Genomic DNA, 18,670 nt, shown 5'->3' on the forward strand with positions numbered 1-18,670 from the left:
AAATCGACCATAAGGTTCTTTATGATTTCAAATTTTCCTTTAACAATCGTTCTAATTCTCTCACTCGTTTTTCCAAATCAGGCAATTTCGCATAAATAACTTGCGATCTCATATTTGACTGATAGGCCAAAACTGGACTTCCTGCCCACTTTTTATCCGCCTCCACAATTGATCTATTGATTCCGGACTGCGCCTGCACTTGGCTTCGATCAGCAATACTGATATGTCCTACCACACCAACTTGACCTCCTAAAATCACATTTTCACCGATTTTACTACTGCCAGAAACACCCGTCTGAGCAGCTATAACGGTATTTTTCCCTAACTCCACGTTGTGGGCGATTTGAATCAAGTTGTCCAATTTCACCCCTTTATGTAATATGGTCGAACCCATAGTCGCACGGTCAATAACCGTATTAGCACCTATTTCGATATCATCTTCAATAATTACATTTCCGATTTGCGGAACTTTTGTATAAGTACCATCTTCCTGTGGAGCAAAGCCAAAACCATCAGATCCAACAACTGTTCCTGAATGTACCGTTACATTGCTCCCCAAAATACAATCTTGATAAATCTTAACTCCAGGAAATAATGTGCTATTGTCTCCAATCACGACATGATCTCCAATATAGACTTGAGGATAAATCTTGACATTCTTACCGATTTTGCAAGCCTTGCCGATATAGACGAAAGCTCCTATATAACCGTCTTCGCCTATTTCAGTCGTATCATGCACATATGATGGTTCTTCTCGACCTTTTCGGTCCAAACGGACCTCATTATAGAGATTCAATAGTGTTGAGAATGCCGTGTAAGCATTTTTAACACGAATCAATGTTAACGTTGATTTTGGAGTCGCTAATAATTGTTGATCTTCATTAACAATGACAATAGAAGCATTAGTTTCATATAAAAATTGCTCATATTTAGGATTTGATAGAAATGAAAGATCCCCTAGAGAAGCTTCTTCTATTTTCGCTAAATTTGAGACTTCTATATCAGGATTCCCCTCTATTGATCCATTTAATAAGGATGCTATTTGTTGAGCAGTAAATTGCATGCTACAAAGCTATGTTTTTTTATTATATTTTAATTATTTTTTAGATGGAATTGATATATATCCGAGCTCTTTTGGATAACACAGAGCAAACTTTTGCACTTTTTTTGCTAATGCCTCTAAATTTGATAAATCTGATGCTTCTGCAATATCAATTATCTCTCCGGTCTTCATTAATATCTTAATGGTATCATGATGAAGGTCATATGCACTATTGTGAATGGCCTGTGTAAAGACATAATATTGCAACTCATCGTCACTTACCTTAAAATGATCCTTTACACGTTGATAAACCAGATCCATCAGCTCATCCGAAAACGGCTCGTTGCTCATAATGGTACGATATAACTCACGACTCATCAGTTTTTGACACATTGCCCGCAGAATATCATCTTCATGTTGCGCCCACGTTTTTATAGCAGACATAATATCTGTATCATCTAAACGGGTGAACCAGTCAAGATGTAACTCATCGGCTAAGAAATTATTTTTATCAATTTTCTGCGTTAAGAACCACCTAAAAGCAGGTGTTGCAAATAGGCTGATCCCCTTACTTGAAAGTTCCTTTGCTCGTTTAAGTATTTTAATTAATAACTGTTCGGCACCAACGACGGTCTTATGCAAATAAACCTGCCAATACATTAATCGTCTGGCAATCAAGAATTTTTCTACGGAATAGATCCCCTTTTCCTCTACAACTAATTCGTCATCCACAACGGCCAGCATGGCGATGATGCGGTCAAATGAAATCACTCCCTCCGATACTCCTGTAAAAAAACTATCTCTATTCAAGTAATCCATTCGATCGGTATCCAACTGACCAGAAACCAGTTGATGGAAAAAATTGCGATGGTACTGATTATTAAAAATGGTAATGGCCAAATCTAGTTTTCCACCAAATTCTTTATTAATACGATCCATTAATAGCGATGACAACATCTCATGAGAAACGCCATCAATAATGGTATGTTCCAAAGAGTGAGAAAAAGGACCGTGACCGATATCATGCAGCAGAATAGCTGCAAGCACAGCTTCCTGTTCTTGCTCACTGATCTCGATACCTTTGCTTTTCAGGGTTTCCAAAGCTAGCGACATGAGATGCATCGCGCCTATTGCATGCTGAAACCGCGTATGCAAAGCTCCCGGATAGACCAAATGCGTCATACTGACTTGCTTGATATAGCGTAAACGCTGAAAGTAAGGATGCTGTATGAGTTCAAAAATTAATCCTGGAGGTATGGAAACAAATCCATATACAGGGTCATTTATTATCTTTTTCTTAATCAACTTATAAATGTATTATATCTTATTTTAATACGACAAACAATAGTCCAATAAAATTGTTGCTCCTTTATAATAAAGTTGAGCCAGTTTATTTCTCTCTTCTAGGAGTTAAATATTTAGCACAAATATAATTAGTTTAAGTCGTTAACAAGTGTTAAAAATAATACGCTAAGCGCCTTTTTTATTTAAGTTCGTACTTATTATCATAAAAAATCAAAAAACACGCGATTACTCCCCTAACTACCTAAACACAAAAACAAAGGAATTGAATCGTTTTTGATTACAGTAAATAAAACAACATGCAAAAAACACATATACTTTGGGCAGATGATGAAATTGACTTTTTAAAGCCTCATATTCTTTTACTAGAGGAAAGAGGTTATAAAGTCAAGACAGTAAATAATGGAAATGATGCGGTCGATGCGTTTAAGGAAGGTGTATTTGATCTAGTCTTCCTCGATGAAAACATGCCCGGCTTGACTGGTCTGGAAACATTGGTGATATTAAAATCGATCAATCCGACAGTACCAACGGTACTGGTCACTAAAAATGAAGAAGAACACGTCATGGAGGATGCCATTGGATCCAAAATCGACGATTACTTAATAAAACCTGTTAACCCCAAACAGATTCTCTTGACCATCAAAAAGCTGACAGAGAATAAAAGACTGGTGAATGAGAAAACATCTATGGCTTATCAACAAGATTTTAGAAACTTGGGTATGGTCTTGAATGATGATCTCAATTTTAAACAATGGATAGAGGCTTATAGAAAGCTGATATATTGGGAGCTTTCTTTAGAAAAATTAGAAGATGCTGGCATGCATGATATCTTGAAGATGCAAAAGTCAGAAGCTAATGTACAGTTTTCAAAGTTTATCGAGCGCAACTACTTGAACTGGATGAAAAATCCGGATCAGTCTCCAATTTTATCTCATCAGCTTTTCAAGAAAAAGGTATTTCCGCAACTCACAGAAGATAAACCCACATTTTTCTTTTTGATTGACAATTTGCGTTATGATCAATGGAAAGTGATCAATGAAGTGATTACCGATTATTTTAGATTGGAAGAAGAGGATACCTATTACAGTATTCTGCCTACAGCTACCCAATATGCCCGAAACGCTATTTTTAGTGGATTGACACCTTTAGAAATGGAGAAAAGATTTCCTAAAATGTGGCAAAATGATGAAGATGAAGGTGGTAAAAATTTATATGAGGATAAATTTTTGGAGGATCAGATCACACGTGTATACCGCAAACCGATTAAACATTCCTATACTAAGGTATTGACCTTAGATCAGGGAAAAGATGTCGTAGACAGCCTGAGCAACTTAATGCAAAACAATCTCAATGTTCTCGTGTACAACTTCGTTGATATGCTTTCGCACGCAAGAACAGATATGGCTATGATCCGTGAGTTGGCCAATAATGAAGCGGCATACCGTTCATTGACGTTGTCCTGGTTTGAGCATTCTCCTTTATTTGAGGCGCTCAAATGGTTATCTCAGCGCAACGTCAAGGTGATCATAACGACTGATCACGGAACTATAAAAGTAAAAAAACCGAGCAAAATAGTGGGCGATCGTAATACCAATACCAACTTGAGGTACAAACAGGGTAAAAACTTAAACTTTATTGATAAGGACGTTTTTTTTATCAAAAATCCACATGACGCACAACTTCCAAAGTTACATATGAGTTCTTGTTTCGTATTTGCCAAAGAGGAGTCTTATTTTGTATATCCAAACAATTACAACCAATTTGTCAATTATTTTAATGAAACTTTTCAGCATGGAGGAATTTCATTGGAAGAAATGATTATTCCTTTTGCTACTTATACGTCCAAATAACTAATTTTGCAGCATGGTAATCGAAGTCAATCAACTATCGGAGTTAGATCATGCTGCAAAACTCCTTTTAAATTCTTTTCCTGATGACCGCGTTTTTCTTTTTTACGGAAATATGGGCGCAGGTAAAACAACCTTTATAAAGGCTCTTTGTAAGGTACTAGAGGTAGAAGACAATACTTCTAGCCCTACGTTTTCGATTGTCAATGAATATAGCTCATCCCAAGGTCCAATATTCCATTTCGATTTTTACAGAATAAAAGAAGAAGAAGAAGCCTACGACTTCGGTTATGAAGACTATTTTTACTCTGGAAATTATTGTTTCGTAGAGTGGCCTAATAGAATCCCCAACTTGCTGCCTGATGATGCTAAAACAATCGAAATTGAGATCACCTCATCGACCAGCAGAAAAATAATCATAAAATAGTTGCACCCCACGCAACCTTTGCCTTTTATCTTACGTCTTCCTAATATAAACTGACTAAATTTTGGAAAACGTAAGTATAGATTCAATATGGAAAAAATGTCTTCATGGAGACAGAAAAGCTCAATACCATCTGTATCAATTGTTTTCTAAAAAAATGTATGTGGTCTGCCTTCGCTATGCAAATGATAGCTTGGAAGCAGAGGATATACTTCAAATTGGTTTTGTAAAAGTCTTCACTAAATCGCACTTATTTTCAGATCATGGATCTTTAGAAGGATGGATTAGAAAAATTATGGTCAACACTGCAATTGAGGTACAAAGAAAAAATAAAATCAGCTATGTAGAACCTCTTGAAAATGAGATCACTCACCAAAGAACACATCATACAGAGGGTGATCATCTACATTACAAAGATCTCATAACACTGATACATCAATTGCCTATCGGATACCGTACCGTATTTAATCTATATGCTATCGAAGGTTATACTCATAAGGAAATCGCAGAGATGCTCCGTATTAGTGAAGGAAATTCAAAATCCCAATTATCACGAGCGAGACAATGGTTGCAAACAAGATTATTAAAAATTGAGGCATTAACGTTATGAAAAATCAAGACATAGATAAATTACTTCGGGACCATTTTAATAAACTTGATATTCAGCCCAGTACCGATATCTGGAAAAAGATTGAAACGGAACTGGATGAGCAAAAAGTAATCTCCATAAACAAAAAAACAACTCGGCTAAAAGTGATTGGTACGGCAGCGGCAATCTTGGTTGGTATTGGTATTGTGAGTCTTGTACTGCAACGACAGTCAGCTAATCGACCAGATCATATAAAATATGCCGATCGCAAAATGGATCGAGAAATGAACACTCCGCCAAAGGCTACATCAAAGGCAGAACCCCTGCCCATCGAAAGGCAGGTACAGCTGTCTGTCAGACCGGTCAACAAAGGTAATCAGCGTGAAAACAGCTCGGCAAATGCTATTGAAACGGACATGAAGGTCGTTGCGATTCAAACATCACAAGCATTTGAGCGATTAAAGATGGGGAAAGAGCAACCGCTGATGGTTGTTGTCGACACACAGACACAGGTGGCACATGTCCTTGAATATATTCCGATCAAACCGTTGATCGAAAATCCTGACGAGGAGAATAGTATGATGGCTTCCACCGGCACAAACTCACAGACTGTGGTAACCAAAGTGCTGAATGTACTCAGCAAAACCATCAATCAGGGAAATAGTGCAGAAGTACAGTTCAGCAATGATGACGAAGGATCCTTACAGATTGATATCCTGAATAGCCTAGTTAAAAATAAAAAAAGAAAAAAGTAACACCTTATAAACTCTTTCCATATGAAAAAACATATCGTATCGTTGGTATTCACCGGTATCCTAACTTGCTGCATCGCAATAAAGGCACAGGCACAACAGGACAGCACCAAAAAAATTAATATTTCAACCCGTATTTTAGGTAAACAAGATAGCGATAAAGCTGACAGTACTGACAAGCCTGCTGTGTCCAAGTATCCGAAAACATTCGGTGGAATTACATTTTCTCGTATTGATTGGGGTTTTTCAAGATTGATCAATGACGGAAGTTTCACTTTAAATGAAAATAACGAGTTTTTAGAGTACAAGAAAGCTTCCAATTTTGGGTTTGATATTGCACAATTTGGCATTCGCTTCAGCGATCAATTCAAAACATATTTATCGACGGGTTTTGAATGGAATTATCTGAGATTAAAACATAATGTTTTATTAGATCAGGATGCGACACCTTTAGACTATTCCTATCCTGATGACATCACTTATAAGAAAAATGTGTTCACTTCCACCTATCTACGTGTTCCATTGACGTTTGAACTGAGAAGTAAAAAATTTAGAAATGGTGATCGCGCCAAACTTGCTTTTGGAGCCATGACCGGAATCTTAATAAAAGGAAGCCAGCGTCTAAAAAGTCGTGAGCAAGGTAGTCAAAAATTTAAGGACAACTATAACTTGGCGAGTTTTCAATATGGGGCATTTGCAAGGCTAGGTTATGATTCTATGGGAGTTTTTGTCAAATACTATTTCAACGATATGTTTGAAAACAGCCCAAATCAAGACGGTTTAAATAATTTTACTTTTGGTCTAACATTAGGTTTTTAGAGTAGAATAATATTAAAATGCTTAATTTTAAGCCGAATTAATACATTCGGCTTTTTATTTTGCATACTATGTTACAATCTTCATGTCAGTACGTTCCCTTTGATCAAGAAGTCCCCGGACTTCCTTATATCCACCTTGAAAATCTTAGTTTTTCATTTTCAGAGCGTGCTGAATATTTAGCCGTATCGCAAGCAAACTTAGGCATACAAGAAGGTAAAATCACAGCAATTATTGGTGAATCTGGAAGTGGGAAAAGTACGCTTCTGCGATTAATCTATGGTCTTTTGGAGCCTTTAAGTGGCGAAGTTCGCTATAAAGGATGGTTGGTACCCACTAGAAAAGACAAATTGATACCTGGACATCAAGATATGAAACTGGTGTCTCAAGGTTTTGATGATTTAAATACATTTGCCAATGTGTGGGACAATGTAGCTTCGCAGTTGCCGAATACCAATATAGAAGCTAAGCAAAGTAAAACTTCTGCTATTCTCAAACGCTTGCGAATTGACCATCTTGCTAAGAAAAGAATCGCAGATATTAGTGGCGGTGAAAAACAACGCGTTGCCATCTGCAGAGCATTGGTCAATGATCCTCAGGTACTATTGATGGACGAACCCTTCAATCAGGTCGATGCTTCCTTTAGAGATACGTTGCAACAAGATATCAAGCAAATTGTGGTCGACACTGGTCTTACCATCATACTGGTATCCCATGATCCAACTGAAGTCTTAGCATTGGCGGACGATCTTATCGTCATGAAAGATGGTCAGATATTAGATCAAGGACATCCTCGTGAACTGTACGACAAACCCACCAATCCTTATACAGCACTCTTATTGGCCAAAAGCAATATATTGAGTAGTGAGGCGGCAAAAGCACTTGATATCGATAGTGACTCGACGATCATCATCCATCAAGAATGGATATCCGTCTTACCTTCAAGTACGACTGGAGGTTTTAAACTGATCGATATCCGTTTTAGGGGGTTTTATTATGAACTAGTAGTGGCTAATTCTGATCTTCAACTACATGCCATCAGTATAACTCCTACTTCCTTACAGATAGGTGCCGATGTAACAGTAAAAATTGAGAAATATATTAGTCTTTAAGCAATAGGCTATCTAAAAGAGCAATGAGTTGATTAAACTCCTTTTCTTCATAGCCTACGGACTGATAAATGATATGACCCTGTGTATCGAGAATAACATTTCGTGGAATACCTTGCTCTGCAAATAGGCCAAATACGTTTCTTTTGAGATCGGGATAAATAGGTAAGGTAAACTGATGTTCAGAAACAAAGGGATCAATCTTATCCCAATTTTGCTCTCTTGCCAAGACCAACAAGGCAAACTTTGGGTGCTCTTTATATTTTTCCCATATTTCCTTTTGCAACCTCGGCAATTCCTCTCTACATGGTGGGCACCAGGTAGCAAAAAAGTTAAGCAGGACAATCTTACCCTTTAGATCTGCACTAGAAACCAGTTCACCATTTTTATTAGGAACGGCAAATTCGGGCGCAGGTTCATGAAGGGCAACTTTCCATCCGCTTTCAGCTGTTTGTGCTTGTGATACGCAAAATAAAAAAACACATACCAATCCTAAAATATACTTCATTACGTTTTCTTGTTTTACAAATGATCGACCCAATCCATAAATTGAGCTAACCATGCTACTGAACTTGTTTTATTAATCATTCCAAAACCGTGCCCGCCCTCTTCGTATGTTAATAGCTCATTCTTAACGTGGGCTTGATCTAATGCTGCCATCATGACGTAACTATTTTCTATAGGCACTGCTTTATCATCTTTTGCATGCACAAAAAATACAGGACAAAGTTTAGCTGTCACGTTATGTTCTGCAGAAAATTCGGCTTTCTTTTCTAAAGAAGGATTTTCTCCAAGCAGATTCGTTCGGGAACCTTTATGGGTAATGCTATCCTGCATGGAAATAACCGGATAGATTAGACCTGCAAAGTCAGGAGCTAAAGATAAATTTGTGGGATTGGCAATGAAAGCCTGATCTGATTTAGTGAGTAAAGTCGATGCTAAGTGTCCTCCTGCCGAAAATCCGATAACTCCAACTTTGGTCAATGAAGGGAAATCGTTTCGGACCCACTGCATCGCACGTTGCGCATCTTGAATAGGTCCAATACTTTTGTCGACCATAATATTGGGAGAAGGGAGTCTATATTTAAGTACAAATGCTGTAAACCCCGATTTTATCAATTCCTTGGCCACATCATGACCTTCATGATCCATCGCAATATGTGAATATCCTCCACCAGGTATAATCAAGATTCCCGTGTGCTTATCTACAGCTTGGGAAGGTTTGTACACAAATATTTCGGGGATATTTCGGTTAAACTTTGCCGTATCGGTACGAATAGCATTTGGAATCGCATCCTTGTACAAGGCAAACCTCTCTTGAGCAGAGGCTTTAAAAGCGATTGAAAAGAGTAAGATCATTAACGTAAATTTCATGTATTACAAATTGGTAACGATTATTAAATCCAGATCTTTTGCTGTCATTTCAAATTTAGAAGCAATGTCCTTATTGGTTAATATGCCTTGATAAAGGTATGTCGCACTCCTAATCCCTGCGCTTTTCCAGATGACATTTTTCAATCCACCTTGCTCTGCAATATCGAGTAATATTGGTGTAAAGATATTAGTCAGGGCATAGGTTGCAGATCGAGCTACCCTCGAAGCGATATTGGGTACACAATAGTGAATGACATCATATTTTCTGAATGTTGGTTCATCATGGGAAGTAATATTTGATGTTTCAAAACAGCCACCTTGATCAATACTAACATCGATGACAACGGCATTTGGTTTCATTTCAGATACTGTTTCTTCCGATATGACACAAGGAGTACGCCCCGTCTTTGAACGTAATGCACCGATAACAACATCGCAAGTTCTGACAGCCTTATTTAAAATAGCAGGTTGTATTATAGAGGTGTATACGGGACTTCCTAAATTATTCTGTAATCGCCTTAGCTTATAAATAGAATTGTCAAAAACTTTCACCTGAGCTCCCAAAGCGATCGCAGTACGGGCTGCATATTCGCCTACAGTACCAGCACCTATGATGACCATTTCTGTGGGCGGTACTCCAGTGATACCTCCTAACATCAATCCTTTTCCACCAAAACTATTACTTAAGTACTCCGAAGCGATTAATGTTGATGTAGCCCCTACGATTTCGCCCATAGCTCTAACGACAGCTAAACAACCTCCTTCATCACGTAAATACTCGAACGATAAAGCCGTAATTTTTTTTTGGATAAGTGCTCGAAGAACAGGCAGTTCCAATAGCGAAGGTTGTAATGAGGACATCAAAATTTGATTGGGCTTCATCATCCCTACTTCTTTTAGGGTGGGAGCAGATATTTTGACGATACAGTCTGCTTGATACACTTCCTGTGCAGAAGATACAATTCGAGCTCCTTGTTCACTATAATGATGATCCAAAAAATTAGACCCCAATCCTGCACCTGTCTCCATGACAACCTCATGACCATTTTCTACCAAAAGACCGACAGATAATGGTGTTAAGCAAATCCTTCTTTCTTGAAATGCAATTTCCTTGGGCACACCAATAAACAATCTTTTTTCGCGTGAAGCCGTCGCCGATAAAGTCTCTTGAGGCTGTATCATTGCCTGACTTGCCAATTTACTTAACTCACTCATTTATTTTATGCATTACTTTTTAAATTTACTATTTTTATTTAAGCTAAGCAAAAGAAATTAAGTGGTTATGTAGTTAGTACATTAGAAAAAAAACTACATTTGTGAAACTAAAACACTAAAACAAACCTATGTTTAACAAACTTAATATTGTTCCTCGATGGATCATTTTTGTATTAGATATTTTCACGGCCATATTTGCTTTTACACTAGCAAACATTATCTATTACAGTTTTGACTTTGCGTTTATCAATACATCTGAATTTGCCATTAGGCTTATTTATGTAATAAGTGTGACGGCATCTTCGTTTTATTTATTCAAGATGCACACGGGTATCATCCGATATACAAGTGCAGTGGACTCCATTCGAATTTTAACGGCGATTGTTTTTGCAGTGTTTGTCTTTTTAGTGATTAAAACCGTGTTATTGGCCACTGGAGATCATCATACCATATCAGCCTCACTCGTTATTTTATATGCATTATTCTGTTTCTTACTACTCACAACCTACCGAACGTTCATTAAAATATTTTTTGTCTATACCAAAAATATCAGAAGTGACAGACGTAACACGTTGATATATGGAGCTGGGGATTTGGGAATTGCCGTCAAAAGGACTTTAGATCATGATATCCGTTCGAAAAATGCAATTGTTGGTTATTTAGACGACAATGAGCAGAAAATTGGAAAAGTCATTGATGGTATCAAAATTTTTGATCCAAAGAAATTGGGTCAAGTCATCATCAATTTGAATATTGAAGAAGTGATTATCGCTTCTCACAACATACCTTTGGAATCAAAAACTGATGTTATTGATGTTTGTTTGGAAAAAAAGGTCGCTATATTGACCTTACCTTCTGTTAAAAAAATAATGAACGGGGAATTAAATCCAAACCAAATTCAAAAAATAAAAATTGAAGACTTATTGGAGCGCGCTCCCATTAAAATAAGCAATAGTAATATTTTAAGCCAATTAAAGGGCAAGCGCGTATTAGTAACGGGAGCTGCCGGATCTATCGGGAGTGAGATCGCAAGACAATTGGGCAAATTTGAACCACAGATGATCATCCTTTGTGATCAAGCTGAATCGCCACTTCACAATTTACAACTGGATTTGCAGGATGAATTTCCGCTCCAAGTGTATCATTCTTTTATTGGTGACGTTCGGAGTCTAGACCGGATGAAACTGATGTTTGAGACGTTCAAACCACATTATGTCTATCACGCAGCAGCGTACAAGCATGTTCCCATGATGGAAAATCATCCTTTGGAAGCAGTGCATACCAATGTTGTCGGCACTAAAAATATTGCCAACCTTGCTGTGGAGTATAATGCGGATAAGTTTGTGTTTGTTTCCACGGATAAAGCGGTCAACCCAACCAATATCATGGGTGCGACAAAAAGAATTGCCGAAATCTACGTGCAGTCTTTCAATCATTTCTTACAAAACAATGGGCATCTAAATGCAAAGACTAAATTCATTACGACACGATTTGGCAACGTCCTAGGTTCTAACGGATCTGTGATCCCACGTTTTAGAGACCAGATCGAAAAGGGGGGGCCTGTAACGGTCACCCACCCCGAGATCACACGTTATTTTATGACCATACCCGAAGCTTGTCAATTGGTGCTTGAAGCGGGATCAATGGGCGAAGGGGGAGAAATATTCGTGTTTGATATGGGCAAATCTGTTAAAATCATCGAATTGGCCAATAAAATGATCAAGCTTTCTGGCTTTATTCCAAACGAGGATATTGAAATTAAGTTTACAGGACTGCGACCTGGGGAAAAACTGTATGAGGAACTACTCAACGATCTGGAAAATACGATGCCAACGCACCATAAAAAGATCATGATCGCAAAAGTGAGAGAAAATGATTTTCAACAGATAAATAATCATATTGAAGTTTTAATAGCTGGTATTAAGCATCAAAATAGACATGATGTCGTATTAGAGATGAAAAGAATTGTACCTGAGTTTAAAAGCCAAAACTCAATCTACGAACAAATAGATAAAGAAATTGAGGCTGAGCAAAATCCGATAAATCGAGTTTAACGTTTATTATCATTACAAAAGCTTGGATATTTACAGTAAAATTGTATTTTTGCAATCTATATTTTTTCATTGAATCATAATGTCTAAAAATCAAAACCAAAATAACGCTGGACAAGCGAATAAACCTTCACAAGGTTCATCTTTTCAGGACAATCAAAAAAGCATCACTTTTATTGTAGGTGGTATTTTTGTGTTAATTATATTGTATTTTGGATATCAAAAACTTTATTTACAACCAAGAGCTGAAAAAGCAGCGAATGAAATATTTAAAGCGGAAGAATATGCAACAATAGATTCATTACAAAATCGTGCTATTGAAGGTGATGGTTCTTTCTTAGGATTTAAAGAAATTGCTGATGAATATTCAAATACAAAATCAGCCAATATTGCTAATGCCTATTTAGGTGGATTATATTTACGTCAAGGTAAGTACAATGAAGCTATTGAAGCATTGGAAAACTATTCTTCAACAGGTAGTACCATTCTAGATCCTTTGGTTATTGGATTAAAAGGTGATGTTTATTCAGAATTGAAAGATTATAAAAAAGCAGCTGGTTTTTATAAAGAAGCGGCTGACAAATCTTCAAACTCTTATACTACTCCATTATTTTTGAAAAAATTAGGATTAGTTTACGAGGCACAGAATGAATATAAACAAGCTGAAGAAACTTATAAGAAGATAAAATCAGACTTTCCTGAAAGTCAAGAAGCTGCTATGATAGACGGACCTATCGGTCGTGTACAGGCGCATTTATAGTATTTATGATGTTGCATCATATAGAAGGTCGCTCAAAAAGCGACCTTTTTTTTGTGCTGTATAACCCGGATAAAACCATCACTTTACAATGTCTGTCATCCATCGATGTCGAGGAGCTAAATCATCCGTGTGGCTGATAAACGATATTGATTTGAAAGAATAAATTTACTCTTAGATGAACGCTATTGTATTGTGTATCTAAGCAAATTTATCTAAGTTTGTTTCAATATGGCAAGTAGCATTAAAAATTTATCAGACTTCTCACACATAAAAGTCGCAAATGCAAATCCTTTTAAATTTGGGATTGTAGTAGCACAATGGAATGCTGAGATCACTGGGGCTCTTTTAAATGGTGCAATTTCTGGATTGGAAAAGCATGGAGCACAAGAAGAAAATATTAAAATCATCGAAGTTCCGGGCAGCTTCGAATTAATAACCGGCGCTGATATTTTATTACGCGATGATTCCCTTGATGCAATCATCTGTTTGGGATGTGTAATCCAAGGAGAGACTCGTCATTTTGATTTCATCTGTGACGCCGTAGCCAACGGAATCAGTAATGTGGCATTGAAGTACAATAAACCTGTTATTTTTGGTGTATTGACCACTGACAATCAACAACAAGCATTAGATAGGGCTGGTGGCCAACACGGAAACAAAGGTGAAGAGGCTGCGATTACAGCAATTCAAATGGCACAAATTAGTGCACAAAACTAATTTTACTTTTTTACCAAAAAAAAGTATCAGTCATTGACTTTGTAGGTGCTTATGCTAAAATATGTGAAGGCTTAGCACACACATGCAAACAAGAATAAGATAATATTGTTATCTCTATAGTATTTGATCGACTTAGGTATCCTGTAAGAGATGTCTAAGTCGATTTTATCTTTTATAAAGATTCATATCATGAAAACTACAGTAAAAATTATTTTCTTTTACCTCATTGTGCAAGTTAATTTTGCCATAGCGGTAGCACAAGAGACGAGTGTCCCTGCGAAGCTTTTGTCTTCAATAGGCGGAAACGATATCTGGCAGGAAACAAAATTTTTATTATTTTCTTGTAACGGAAATGACAACGCCAATCTATTAAATAATGAGGCCGAACGTTCCTTATTGTGGAATCGGGAAACTGGTGAATGTCGATTTGAAGGGCAATCTAAAAAAAATGAAAAACTAGTCTACTTATTCAATTTCAAAACTAAGAAATCACTTAAATTTTTTGTTAATGCGGTTGATGTAAGCACCCAAGAGTCGGCATTGCAAGAGGACATCAGGCAACAGATCAATGGAGACTTACAACTACTCTTGCTGCCCACAATAGCAGAACTAAAAGGAATAAACTTTTCGAATACCACTGCGAAGCTTTTAAATAGTGAAAAGCTCTTGAGTACCTCTGTGACCTACAACGGAAATTTTTATAATAGCCCAATCAGAGGGAACCTCATGATTCATGAAAATAACGGCGAAATAAAAGTATTCGAAAATAGTATCAATTCAATAAGCTATCAAATTGATCAGTATAAAGATACGGGATCAGGTTTGAGACTACCGACTTCATTTGTTGCGATCAACAATAAAAAGAAAAGCTGTACATTTACAACCGTTTCTACATTTGAACAGGTAGAAGCTTCAAAATTTACTGATTTATAATATGATTAACTGGATTCCTCTTAATAGTTTAGACCAACTACAAGAAATATTGAATAGCGATCAAGTATCTGCCATTTTCAAACACAGCACTACTTGTGGTATCAGCGGCATGGCCAAGAAAAACTTTGAGCGCTTTGCGAACCTGACGGATAAGTCTTATGATGTTTATTACTTAGATCTGCTGTCGTTCCGCGAAATTTCTAATCAGATCGCTTCCATCTGGAACGTGGAGCATCAATCACCACAACTCTTGATCATAAAAGGCAAAACTTGTATTTTCAATGCTTCACATGGCGATATTGATTTTGACGATGTCGTAAATCATATAAAATAGAAAAAGCTACTTCGGTAGCTTCTTTTATTTTATATTTTTTTATATAGATTAGTTTTTACCTTCATCTTCCCACCAGTCTTCTTTTAAATCATCGATCTCACGACGATCTCTTTTAGTCGGTCTACCCGTACCTCGATCTCTTTTAAGAATGGGAGCATGGAAAGCCGATTTGTAGGCTGAGGTTTCCTCTTCAGGAGTTAAATCTTCATAAAATTGTACCGCTGTTTTAGCATCTACCCTTCTTTCCAGAAGCCCTAAAACTTTGACTACCTTACGTTCAATACCTTTCTGGACCTGATAGATTTCTCCAACTTTCACCACATACGAAGCCTTTATATTCTGCCCGTTCAATTTTACCCGACCCGCTTTACAAGCTTCAGTTGCCAAACTACGTGTTTTGAAAAGACGTATTGACCACAAATATTTATCGATTCGAAGTTTTTCAGTTTCTGTTGCCATTTGTACAAAAATAGTCATAAAGACTTAAAATCTGCTTATTATGCATTATAAATTGAACAAATTTTAACATATTTGTCTTCAATAAAAAGAACTGATAATTTTGAATTATAAAAGATGGTTGATCAATTAAAAAAACTTATTGAAGATGCCTGGGAGGATAGACTACTTCTAGAATATAAAGAATATGCAGAGGCTATTCGTACAGTAATCTTAAAACTTGACGCTGGTGAATTGAGGGTTGCTGAACCTATTGGCACGAGATGGCATGTCAATGATTGGATTAAAAAAGCTGTTATTTTATATTTCCCTATTCGTGAAATGAGTGAATCAACTGCTGGTCCTTTTGTTTACTACGATAAAATGAAATTAAAAACGAACTACAAAGAAATTGGTGTTCGTGTTGTTCCTGGTGCTTCTGCTCGCTTAGGAGCTTATTTAGCAAAAGGTGTTATCTTAATGCCTTCGTATGTCAATATTGGTGCTTATGTAGGAGAAGGTACCATGGTGGATACATGGGCTACTGTTGGTTCTTGTGCACAAATTGGTAAAAACGTTCACTTAAGTGGTGGTGTTGGTATCGGTGGCGTATTGGAACCTGTACAAGCAGCTCCAGTAATCATCGAAGACAATGTATTTGTTGGTTCTAGAGCTATCGTTGTGGAAGGTATCCGCGTTGAAACTGAAGCAGTATTAGGTGCGAATGTTGTCTTAACAGCATCAACTAAAATCATTGATGTATCTGGTCCTGAACCTGTCGAATACAAAGGTTATGTGCCTGCTCGTTCTGTTGTGATCCCTGGTTCATACACGAAAAAATTTCCGGCTGGAGAGTACCAAGTTCCTTGCGCACTAATCATCGGTAAACGTAAAGAATCTACAGACAAGAAAACATCGTTAAACGATGCGCTACGTGATCATAATCTAGCGGTATAGTATTTTATATAATTAAAAAAATGAGTGAATTTGTAGATAGAAATGATATTAACCAGGCTCTAGAAGTACTCAAGAGTGGCGGTTTGATTCTATACCCAACAGATACGATCTGGGGTATAGGTTGTGACGCAACAAATCCTGAGGCTGTAGAAAAAGTTTTTCAGTTAAAAGGTCGGGGAAAAGAAAAGAGCCTTATTGTTTTACTACATAATGAAAATCAATTGGCAAGTTACGTGACTGAAATTCCAGAAGTAGCTTACCAATTGATTGAATATACCGAGAAGCCGCTTACGATCGTTTATTCCGCAGCTAAAAACTTAGCGCCTAATGTTATTGCAGAAGATGGTTCAATCGGAATTCGCATTGTAAACCATGATTTTTGTCAACAGCTCTTACAGCGCTTTAGAAAACCATTGGTCTCTACATCTGCTAATATCAGCGGACAATCTTCCCCGACATGCTTTGACGACATCGCTGAAGAAATAAAAGAGCAAGTAGACTATGTGGTCAAATATGGTCAACATGTCAAAAGTGATGGTAAGTCTTCAAGCGTAATGAAGTTGGATCCTAGCGGAAAGTTTGAATTTATCCGAAAATAAGGTGAACATGAAAAAATTAATATTATTCGTAGCGTTAGCATTTGGCTTTTCATGGAATAGTCAAGCGCAACAAAAAGAAATTACACCTGCGAAGGTTGGTGTACAATATGGCAAAAAGGTTGATAACTCTAATGCAATTACAGTTGACAAATTGGAAAAATCGTTGGAGACATCTGCCAAATTTACGGGTAAAGTCACTGGCAAAGTTGTTGAAGTTTGCAAAAAAAAGGGCTGTTATTTGACCCTTGAGAGAACAGGAGACAAAGAGCCTGTTATGGTTCGCTTTACCGACTATAGCTATTTTGTACCCACTGACCTCATCGGAAAAAATGTAGTTTTAGATGGCTACGCAAAAGTCAAAGAAGCGACAAATGAAATCACTTTTGTTGCAGACGGCGTATTGGTCGTAAAATAAACGTACTATAAAAACACTGAACAGGCTATTTCCAACGGAATTAGCCTGTTTTTATTTGTAGCATTTATTAAATAAGCTTGATACCTTTGTAGACGATGAAAATGATCCATACTACAGCCGCTCAATCGATCAACTTAAAAGGTCAAATAATGACATTTGATCGTCCCATCATCATGGGAATATTAAATGTGACGCCAGACTCTTTTTTTGATGGGGGACAAAATAATACGATAGAACAAATACTTATCCAGACTAGAAAGTTACTTGAAGAGGGCGCTGACATCATCGACATTGGGGCTTATTCTTCACGACCTGGAGCAGCATTGATCAGTTCTCAAGAAGAGCTGGACCGAGCACTACCTGCTATCGCTGCCATAGTAAGTACATTTCCAGATGCCATACTTTCTATAGATACTTTCCGAGCAGATGTGGCCGAGGCCTGTATACATGCTGGTGTACATCTCATAAACGATGTATCTGGAGGCACTATAGATCCTCTTATGTTCGAAACCGTAGCGAAATTGCAGGTCCCATATATTTTGATGCATATGCGCGGCATTCCTGAAAATATGCAACAATTAACCGCATATCAGGATATCGTCACTGATGTTGCTACCTATTTTGGACAAAAAATTGCAGCTTTACGAAAACTCGGGGTGAAAGACATCATCCTTGACCCTGGCTATGGTTTCGCAAAAACAATAGAACAAAATTATGAACTGCTACATCGCGTCGATGAGCTCCATTATTTTGGCCTTCCTTTACTTGGGGGAATCTCCCGAAAATCTATGATCTATAAAAAATTGGGAATAACTCCACAAGAGGCCCTAAATGGGACAACAGCCCTCCATACTTTACTCCTGAGCAAAGGCGTACAGCTGTTGCGTGTGCATGATGTTAAAGAGGCTAAACAGATCGTAGATCTATTATGTAGTTAACCTTTTTTATACATGAAAGGCTTGAATAATCAAGCCTTTTATTATTTATACAATTTAA

Annotated in this window: 21 protein-coding genes; 15 read left to right on the forward strand and 6 right to left on the reverse strand. The window is 37.3% G+C overall.

Annotated features, from left to right (window positions below; all coding sequences use genetic code 11):
• Positions 1 to 19: 19 nt before the first annotated feature.
• Both lpxD and MUB18_RS03690 read right to left on the reverse strand, forming a co-directional pair.
• Positions 20 to 1,063 carry a UDP-3-O-(3-hydroxymyristoyl)glucosamine N-acyltransferase gene (lpxD, locus tag MUB18_RS03685; protein WP_094771920.1) on the reverse strand — a complete coding sequence of 348 codons (1,044 nt, stop codon included), beginning with the start codon at positions 1,061 to 1,063 and terminating at the stop codon, positions 20 to 22.
• A gap of 33 nt (positions 1,064 to 1,096) precedes the next feature.
• Positions 1,097 to 2,347 carry an HD domain-containing protein gene (locus MUB18_RS03690; protein ID WP_045752623.1) on the reverse strand — a complete coding sequence of 417 codons (1,251 nt, stop codon included), beginning with the start codon at positions 2,345 to 2,347 and terminating at the stop codon, positions 1,097 to 1,099.
• 296 nt (positions 2,348 to 2,643) lie between these two features.
• On the opposite strand from MUB18_RS03690, the gene MUB18_RS03695 reads away from it, so the two are divergent.
• From MUB18_RS03695 to MUB18_RS03720, 6 genes are all read left to right on the forward strand, one after another.
• Positions 2,644 to 4,197, forward strand: a complete 1,554-nt coding sequence (locus MUB18_RS03695) for a PglZ domain-containing protein (protein ID WP_045752624.1) — start codon at positions 2,644 to 2,646, stop codon at positions 4,195 to 4,197.
• 13 nt (positions 4,198 to 4,210) lie between these two features.
• Positions 4,211 to 4,621, forward strand: a complete 411-nt coding sequence (gene tsaE / locus MUB18_RS03700; protein ID WP_045752625.1) for a tRNA (adenosine(37)-N6)-threonylcarbamoyltransferase complex ATPase subunit type 1 TsaE — start codon at positions 4,211 to 4,213, stop codon at positions 4,619 to 4,621.
• 61 nt (positions 4,622 to 4,682) lie between these two features.
• Positions 4,683 to 5,228: an RNA polymerase sigma factor gene (locus MUB18_RS03705; protein ID WP_248754990.1), complete on the forward strand. Its 546-nt coding sequence runs from the start codon at positions 4,683 to 4,685 to the stop codon at positions 5,226 to 5,228.
• A complete protein-coding gene (locus MUB18_RS03710; RefSeq protein WP_248754991.1) occupies positions 5,225 to 5,962 on the forward strand; it encodes a hypothetical protein in 738 nt (245 codons plus the stop codon). The genes MUB18_RS03705 and MUB18_RS03710 overlap by 4 nt, the downstream gene beginning before the upstream one ends.
• A 21-nt stretch (positions 5,963 to 5,983) precedes the next feature.
• Positions 5,984 to 6,778: an outer membrane beta-barrel protein gene (locus MUB18_RS03715; RefSeq protein WP_045752628.1), complete on the forward strand. Its 795-nt coding sequence runs from the start codon at positions 5,984 to 5,986 to the stop codon at positions 6,776 to 6,778.
• 68 nt (positions 6,779 to 6,846) lie between these two features.
• On the forward strand, positions 6,847 to 7,887 hold the full coding sequence (locus tag MUB18_RS03720; protein ID WP_248754992.1) for an ABC transporter ATP-binding protein: 1,041 nt from the start codon (positions 6,847 to 6,849) through the stop codon (positions 7,885 to 7,887).
• Here the strand turns inward: MUB18_RS03720 and MUB18_RS03725 are convergent.
• The 3 genes from MUB18_RS03725 to MUB18_RS03735 are packed head-to-tail and all read right to left on the reverse strand — an operon-like array spanning position 7,877 to position 10,473.
• Positions 7,877 to 8,392, reverse strand: a complete 516-nt coding sequence (locus MUB18_RS03725) for a TlpA family protein disulfide reductase (RefSeq protein ID WP_248754993.1) — start codon at positions 8,390 to 8,392, stop codon at positions 7,877 to 7,879. The genes MUB18_RS03720 and MUB18_RS03725 overlap by 11 nt on opposite strands.
• Before the next feature lie 14 nt (positions 8,393 to 8,406).
• Positions 8,407 to 9,258, reverse strand: a complete 852-nt coding sequence (locus MUB18_RS03730; protein WP_248754994.1) for an alpha/beta hydrolase — start codon at positions 9,256 to 9,258, stop codon at positions 8,407 to 8,409.
• A gap of 3 nt (positions 9,259 to 9,261) precedes the next feature.
• Entirely contained in the window at positions 9,262 to 10,473 is a 1,212-nt protein-coding gene (locus MUB18_RS03735) for an alanine dehydrogenase (protein WP_094771913.1), read from the reverse strand.
• A gap of 128 nt (positions 10,474 to 10,601) precedes the next feature.
• Between MUB18_RS03735 and MUB18_RS03740 the strand changes: the two genes are divergently transcribed.
• From MUB18_RS03740 to ytxJ, 5 genes are all read left to right on the forward strand, one after another.
• Positions 10,602 to 12,527 (forward strand): polysaccharide biosynthesis protein, encoded by a 1,926-nt coding sequence (locus tag MUB18_RS03740; RefSeq protein WP_045752633.1) that lies wholly within the window; start codon positions 10,602 to 10,604, stop codon positions 12,525 to 12,527.
• 79 nt (positions 12,528 to 12,606) lie between these two features.
• Complete coding sequence (locus tag MUB18_RS03745; RefSeq protein ID WP_045752634.1) at positions 12,607 to 13,284, forward strand: tetratricopeptide repeat protein; 678 nt, start codon at positions 12,607 to 12,609, stop codon at positions 13,282 to 13,284.
• Positions 13,285 to 13,512: 228 nt separating this feature from the next.
• Complete coding sequence (gene ribH / locus MUB18_RS03750; RefSeq protein WP_045755963.1) at positions 13,513 to 14,001, forward strand: 6,7-dimethyl-8-ribityllumazine synthase; 489 nt, start codon at positions 13,513 to 13,515, stop codon at positions 13,999 to 14,001.
• A 189-nt stretch (positions 14,002 to 14,190) separates the two neighbouring features.
• A complete protein-coding gene (locus MUB18_RS03755; protein WP_248754995.1) occupies positions 14,191 to 14,934 on the forward strand; it encodes a hypothetical protein in 744 nt (247 codons plus the stop codon).
• Position 14,935: 1 nt separating this feature from the next.
• Positions 14,936 to 15,268, forward strand: a complete 333-nt coding sequence (gene ytxJ / locus MUB18_RS03760) for a bacillithiol system redox-active protein YtxJ (protein ID WP_052627779.1) — start codon at positions 14,936 to 14,938, stop codon at positions 15,266 to 15,268.
• Between the two features lie 48 nt (positions 15,269 to 15,316).
• Here ytxJ and MUB18_RS03765 read toward each other — a convergent pair whose 3' ends face one another.
• Positions 15,317 to 15,745 carry an RNA-binding S4 domain-containing protein gene (locus MUB18_RS03765; RefSeq protein ID WP_248754996.1) on the reverse strand — a complete coding sequence of 143 codons (429 nt, stop codon included), beginning with the start codon at positions 15,743 to 15,745 and terminating at the stop codon, positions 15,317 to 15,319.
• A gap of 96 nt (positions 15,746 to 15,841) precedes the next feature.
• Here MUB18_RS03765 and MUB18_RS03770 point away from each other — a divergent pair, with 96 nt between their 5' ends.
• The 4 genes from MUB18_RS03770 to folP all read left to right on the forward strand — a co-directional run bounded on the left by MUB18_RS03770 (position 15,842) and on the right by folP (position 18,612).
• A complete protein-coding gene (locus MUB18_RS03770) occupies positions 15,842 to 16,660 on the forward strand; it encodes a 2,3,4,5-tetrahydropyridine-2,6-dicarboxylate N-succinyltransferase (protein WP_248754997.1) in 819 nt (272 codons plus the stop codon).
• Positions 16,661 to 16,680: 20 nt separating this feature from the next.
• Positions 16,681 to 17,259 carry an L-threonylcarbamoyladenylate synthase gene (locus tag MUB18_RS03775; RefSeq protein WP_094771912.1) on the forward strand — a complete coding sequence of 193 codons (579 nt, stop codon included), beginning with the start codon at positions 16,681 to 16,683 and terminating at the stop codon, positions 17,257 to 17,259.
• A gap of 7 nt (positions 17,260 to 17,266) precedes the next feature.
• Complete coding sequence (locus tag MUB18_RS03780; protein WP_052627500.1) at positions 17,267 to 17,674, forward strand: DUF4920 domain-containing protein; 408 nt, start codon at positions 17,267 to 17,269, stop codon at positions 17,672 to 17,674.
• A 95-nt stretch (positions 17,675 to 17,769) separates the two neighbouring features.
• A complete protein-coding gene (folP, locus tag MUB18_RS03785; RefSeq protein WP_045752960.1) occupies positions 17,770 to 18,612 on the forward strand; it encodes a dihydropteroate synthase in 843 nt (280 codons plus the stop codon).
• Positions 18,613 to 18,670 lie beyond the last annotated feature (58 nt).

Source organism: Sphingobacterium sp. PCS056 (assembly GCF_023273895.1).
Classification (GTDB): domain Bacteria; phylum Bacteroidota; class Bacteroidia; order Sphingobacteriales; family Sphingobacteriaceae; genus Sphingobacterium.